This is a genomic window from Flavobacterium eburneipallidum, from assembly GCF_027111355.2.
GTDB lineage: Bacteria > Bacteroidota > Bacteroidia > Flavobacteriales > Flavobacteriaceae > Flavobacterium > Flavobacterium eburneipallidum.
Genome location: NZ_CP114291.2, coordinates 1622572 through 1628638 on the forward strand (window position 1 = coordinate 1622572; position 6067 = coordinate 1628638).

A 6067-nucleotide genomic window follows, 5' to 3' on the forward strand; every position below is an offset into this window, starting at 1 on the left:
AATGATGATTCTATTGAATTCGAAAATGTTTAGAAAAAGGGATTAGTTTGGAACGGCATTTTATACTCGAAAAATAACCAACATATAACCCTCTTAAAAGTTGTGAATAACTTTATGATGATGTAGATAGGATTGGCTATTAGGCAGTAGTTTTTTTTTAATCGTTTGTAAATATTTTTGGCGTTTCACTATGAGGAAGTGGATTTGCATCGGCAATTCTTATTAATGAAGAAAAAGCAAATGCTTCGCCTAAAACTAATGCTTGTTGCTGTTTCAAACTAGTTAATAGGTCAATTTGACTTTTATCATCATATTCTATTGTATTTCTGATAAATTCTAAATCTTTATTATTAGTTATTTTGTGAACTATCAGAGAATTACATTGAGAAATAACTGTGTTTGAAACTTCAGAAGGTCTTTGGGTAGAAACCATTAAATTTACCCCAAATTTGCGTCCTTCTCGTGCTAACTTGTCAATATAATAATTATTTATTTGGTCAGTAGAACTTGTGGAAATATATCTGTGAGCTTCTTCAAGAACAAATAAAATATTATCTTTTTCTCTATTTAATGCATTTGATTTATAGTTAAAAATACTTTTACTAATCATATAAACAAGTAGCGCTAAAATGTCATTTGCTACTCGTAAAGATAAAATTAATACAGTTTCAGTTTCAGAATTTAAAAAATCTTCAATTGAGTTACCAGCTTTATTAAATACTGCATTAAATCTTTCATCTGATGAAAAATGTTTAATACGCATAATTATGTGTTTTAAAAAGCCTATTGTAAAAGTATCAGGAACCATTCTTCCTCTATTATCAATTAAGGGAACAGCATTTTCAATTTCGATTTGTAGTTGTGAAAATTCATAATAAATTTTTTCATCTACGTTTTCTACACCTTTTAATATTTTAACCGCCGATTTTAAATATGGAATGACATTTGGTGAATCTTCTTTGAGAAGTTGAGTTAATTCATAAAAACTTAAATCTTTGTGAGATAATTCTAAATCTGAATAATCTTTTAAAACAACCCAAGATGGTTGACCATTTTCATCATTAAAAATCCCTGAATATTCTTCATTTGAATCAATAATAATCGTTTTTAAATGTTTATTGTTTGTATTTAAGAGTCTGTTTTTTTCTAAATAGACCCCTTGTAATATTGAAGTCACAGTACAAGATTTTCCACTTCCAGTATTTCCAAAAACTGCGCAATGCTTACCAAATAAGATATTTGGGTCTGCATTAATATTTACTTGATTAAAATAGATATCATTTCCAATCTGTAAAGTTGCTGAATTTGCTTTAATAGTCGAATTATAAATTGATTCAAGCTGTTTTTCTTCTACTGTAAAAACATCCGCATCAAGAGTTGGGAAAAAATCAATTCCTCTTTTAAAACTATTATTGATTGGATTAAATGTTCCAATTAATCGAATTTTAGAAATAATTACATTTGATTTTGGTGAAAATAAAACCTCCCTTTCTTTTGATGGCTCTAATTGTTCAAAAATTATTCCTATTGCATTTTGAGAATTAAAAAGAGGAATAGAAACATAACTATTAAGCATTCCAACTATATGTAAGCCATTACCAGACGAAATAGGTTTTGAAAAAATATCTTTGTCGTGAATTATTTCTAAATATCTATTAGTTATGCGATAAACTGCTCCAATTTTAAATGCCATAACTTTTATTTTGTTAGTTCTTTTAATGTTTCTATTATTGTTTCTTTAGTTGGAATAAATGAGTTCAAAGGAATCAAATAATTTACAATATTTGTAAAATCTCCAACTAATGCACCTTCAAAAAGAATTATTCTGTTATCGCTCACACTACGATTTTTTAATGTTTGTAAAAACAAAGGACTTGTTTCGTTAATTAGTCCATAAGAATGAACTATAACTGTTAAGTTTGGATTATAAAGACCTGTTCTAATTATGTCATTTATATGTTCATCCAAAAATGAATAGCCAATTATAACAAGTGTATTTTGTGTCTCTGTTAGACATTTTGAAAAATTTCTGAACAATTCACTGTAAGGTAAATCAAGTGAGTAAGATTTTTTAGCTTGTATTGGATAAATCATTAATGAATCAAAAGAAAAATCTGATTTAGCGGAAGTGTCAGAAATTTGAATTTCTTTGAGATTATATAAATCATTTATGCTTTCAGCATACTGCCAAGAAATACTTCCGTGAAGTTTGTAAATATTTAAGTAAGTTGCTATTCTTTTTCCTTTTTCTCCCGAATCTTGTTTTATATAAGTTTCATTATAAAATGTATCAGGATCAAATTTTCTCATATGTACACCTCTAAATCCATTATTATAACTCGCACCAATTTTTTCACAAGCATTTTCAAAAGCAAGGTCATAGTTTGGAGTAAAAATTCTTGGTCTATTGAGGGTTTCTTTTCTACTAATAATTTTGTTTATAAAGAGTTCGTGAATACTTAATTTGTCTGATACATATTCAATAGGAAAAGGAACATATTTATCTACAAATATTTTTAATGATTTGTCTAAATATTCTTTTATGATTTTTGCTGAATCAACATCATCTTTATTATTTAAATAGTATAAATGTTCTTGGTTTATTTTATCAAATTTCTTTTCAAGTAAAATATCAGATTCAAAGAATTTTATAAGCTGTCCAATATATTCTTTTGGTGTTTGTATTGCTTTTAATTCAGTAATTATATCAGCAAAAGGATTTTCATCTTTATTTATTGTTTTTCCTCCAATTGCAACTGATGTTCCTGAACCACATAAAAAATTAAGATTTTCATTCAAGTAATATTTCGCAAGTTTACTTAAAGGTATTTTCTCTTCGTTTCTAAAATATTCTAATATTGCTGATTTGTCACCAACCTTGTCATCTTCTAGGTCTGATGATATTGTTTTTCCTTCTATTGTTATATAGTTTTTCATAAAATAATTCGTCAGTTATAAGAGACTATTAGGTTATTTTTTTAGATTTTGCAGACATTACTGCCAACTATTTAATACACGAATAAAATCACCAAATTTGTTCTAAATTCTGATGTTTTGTTTCGCTTTTTGTTTTTTCAAATATATTCATTTTTTCTTACAAATATTTAAAAGTATTTTTTATTTGTTGATTAGTTTTCGAATTTTTCCATAAAAAAACCTCGAAAGTTATATACTTCCGAGGTTTGCTATTTGGTATGGTATTAGAGTTTTTAAAGCGCTGTAATGATAAATTCACTACGTCTGTTGAGTTGGTGTTCCTCTTCGGTACATTTCACGCCGTCTGCACATTTATTAATCAGTTGGGTTTCGCCATATCCTTTGCCTGTTAAACGACTTTTGTCGATACCGTTTTTAATCAACCAGTTGATGGTAGATTTGGCTCTATTGTCGGACAACACTTCGTTGTATTTGTGTGTTTGTCGGCTATCGGTATGCGAGCGAACATCAATTTTCATCGTTGGATTCTGATTCATGACATCCAATATTTTTTCCAAATCCAAAGCGGCTTCTTGACGGATATTGTATTTGTCTAAATCAAAATAAATCATTTTGATACCGAAACATTTCCCTAAATCGTCACCAATAGCTACTTGGCATTTTTCTTTTTCTAAAGGAATATCCAGTCTGGTTTTTTCGTTGTTAACCATCGGGATAGCAATCTTTATTTCCTTGGTGGTGTATTCGGGTTTAACGGCTCTTACGATATAGTTTTTGCCACATTCTACTGCAAAAGTGTAATTACCCGCTGGGTCAGAAATGGTGGTGTTTAGTATATTGTAACTGTTGTCTAACAGGGTTACTTTGGCGTTTGGCAAAATTTGTCCTGTAGCCAAATCGGTTACAGTTCCATAAAGTTCTTGTTCGCATTTGATTTTGCGGGTTTCCAGTGTTTTGTAAATATCATCATACCCTTGTCCGCCGTCACGGTTGGAGGTAACAAAACCTCTTCGAGATTTGGTATCAATTAAATAAGCAAAATCATCTTTAGGAGAGTTCACTCCGTCACCTACATTTTGAACTTCGCCAAAAGTTCCGTCGGCATTCAATTGGGTTACAAAAACATCTAAACCTCCCAAACCAGGATGTCCGTCAGATGCGAAATAAAGTTCGTTTTCGTCTGTAAAAAACGGGAAAGTTTCTTTTCCTTCGGTATTAATGGCTGGTCCTAAATTTTCTGGAGTTCCAAAACTTCCGTCAGCATTTATTGTTACTTTAAACAAATCCGATTGTCCCATTGTTCCAGGCATATCAGAGGCAAAATACAATGTTTTTTCGTCAGGACTCAGAGTAGGGTGGGCTGTGCTATAGGAATTACTGTCAAAAGGCAATTCGGTTATATTTGCCCAATCCTTGTTTTCGAAAGTCGCTTTGTATATTTTTATTAAAGTAATTCGTTTGCCATCTTTTCCTTTTTTGCCATCCAAAAAGTTGTTGCGGGTAAAGTACATGGTTTTTCCGTCTTTGGTAAAAGTAGGAGTCGATTCATGAAATCTTGATTTTACTTTCTTGGAGAATTTGTTCACTGCTCCTGGAGACATTTCCTTTCCTAGATCAGAAACATACAAATTAGTAAAATACTGGTCGTTCCAGCTGTGTTTTCTTTGGGCTAAACTTCCGGTATCTCTAGCCGAAGCAAAAACCAGTTTGTTACCGTAAAAAGAACTTCCGTAGTCGGAATATTTGCTATTGATTCCAGCATCTTCAATTTTGAATCTTCCCGAATTGGCTTTTATTACATCTAGATAATTTTTGTTTTTTTCGAACAAATCACCTCTTTTGTCGTTGCCTGATTTCTGTTGAAATTGTTCCATTATTTCGTTTGCCTTATCGGTTTTTCCAATAGATTTTAGCGATTGGGCGTAACGGTACAAGTATTCTGGTTCTTGATCGGGAGCCATAGCAAACAATTCGCCATACCATTTGGCAGCCTTTTCTAGTTCACTGTTAAAGTAGTAAGCGTTGCCCAGCTTTTGAAACATATCTACTGATTTGTATCCTTTTTCAGCCACTCTTTCGTAGGTCTTAATAGCATCGATATAGGCGTATGTGTTGTAGTTCTTATCGGCAGAAGTGATTTTGTTTTTTTGGGCATAACTGTTCCATGATAAAACACTTATTATGGATAGGTATAGTATAAAATTTTTCATAATAATGGTGTTTAGAAGAATCTTGGTGTTGTAATTTTATTGATGTTGCTAAACAATTCGAAGCGCAAGAATAACTCGTGTGAACCTGAATTTGTATTATTTAAGCTAGTGGTTTCTCTATCATACCCATAACCAACATACAATCCGTCCGAGATTTGAAAACCAACCATGGCACTTACCGCAGCGCTCCATCTGTAGGAAGCTCCTAACATTAATTTATCAAAAATCATAAAGTTGGCCGAAGCATCTATTTGTAACGGTGCTCCTTCGACTACTTTAGTTAGTAGTGCGGGTTTGAACTTTAGATTTTCGTTTAAGTCGAATACATATCCAGCGATGAGGTAATAATTTATTTTTTCTTTGAAAATTTTTACCTGTTCATCATCATAACGATTGGTTTCTACAAAATTTGGAATAGATAAACCCACATACGCTTTATCCGAATGCCAATATATACCAGTACCTATGTTTGGAGAGAATTTACTGTAATTGTACAAGCTTGGATCATTGTCCACAGGATTTAGTTTTGAAGCGTCCAAATCAAATAAATTAGCAGTAGCTTTTATTCCAAAAGATAATTTCCAAGTTTCAGAAGTGGGAACAGTATAAGACAAATCGGCAGAGATTGTAGTCTCGTTAGTAGGGCCAATTTTGTCGTTTATAACAGTAACTCCCAAACCTAAATTACTTTCGTTAAGCGGTGTATTCATAGATGCAGCACTGGTAACGGGTGCGCCATCTAATCCAACCCATTGGGTACGATACAATGCAAATATACTCATGGCTCCTCTCGATCCCGCATAAGCAGGATTGATGTTGATGGTGTTGTACATGTATTGTGTAAATTGTGCATCTTGTTGCGCATGACTTACTAGACCTGTAAACAGCAAAGCGAATAATAGTATTCTTGTCTTCATTTG

4 protein-coding genes are annotated in these 6067 nt (G+C 31.7%); all 4 read right to left on the reverse strand.

The features are described from left to right. Window positions 1-157: 157 nt before the first annotated feature. The 4 genes from OZP15_RS06805 to OZP15_RS06820 all read right to left on the reverse strand — a co-directional run bounded on the left by OZP15_RS06805 (window position 158) and on the right by OZP15_RS06820 (window position 6064). The gene (locus OZP15_RS06805) at window positions 158-1693 is read right to left on the reverse strand and encodes an ATP-binding protein (protein ID WP_269227701.1); all 1536 of its coding nucleotides are present in this window, start codon (window positions 1691-1693) and stop codon (window positions 158-160) included. Between the two features lie 5 nt (window positions 1694-1698). Continuing rightward, window positions 1699-2937, reverse strand: coding sequence for an SIR2 family protein (locus OZP15_RS06810; RefSeq protein WP_269227702.1), 1239 nt, complete (start codon window positions 2935-2937; stop codon window positions 1699-1701). A 272-nt stretch (window positions 2938-3209) separates the two neighbouring features. Beyond that, window positions 3210-5147, reverse strand: a complete 1938-nt coding sequence (locus tag OZP15_RS06815) for an OmpA family protein (protein ID WP_281337351.1) — start codon at window positions 5145-5147, stop codon at window positions 3210-3212. 11 nt (window positions 5148-5158) lie between these two features. Further along, the gene (locus OZP15_RS06820; RefSeq protein WP_281337352.1) at window positions 5159-6064 is read right to left on the reverse strand and encodes a PorP/SprF family type IX secretion system membrane protein; all 906 of its coding nucleotides are present in this window, start codon (window positions 6062-6064) and stop codon (window positions 5159-5161) included. Window positions 6065-6067 lie beyond the last annotated feature (3 nt).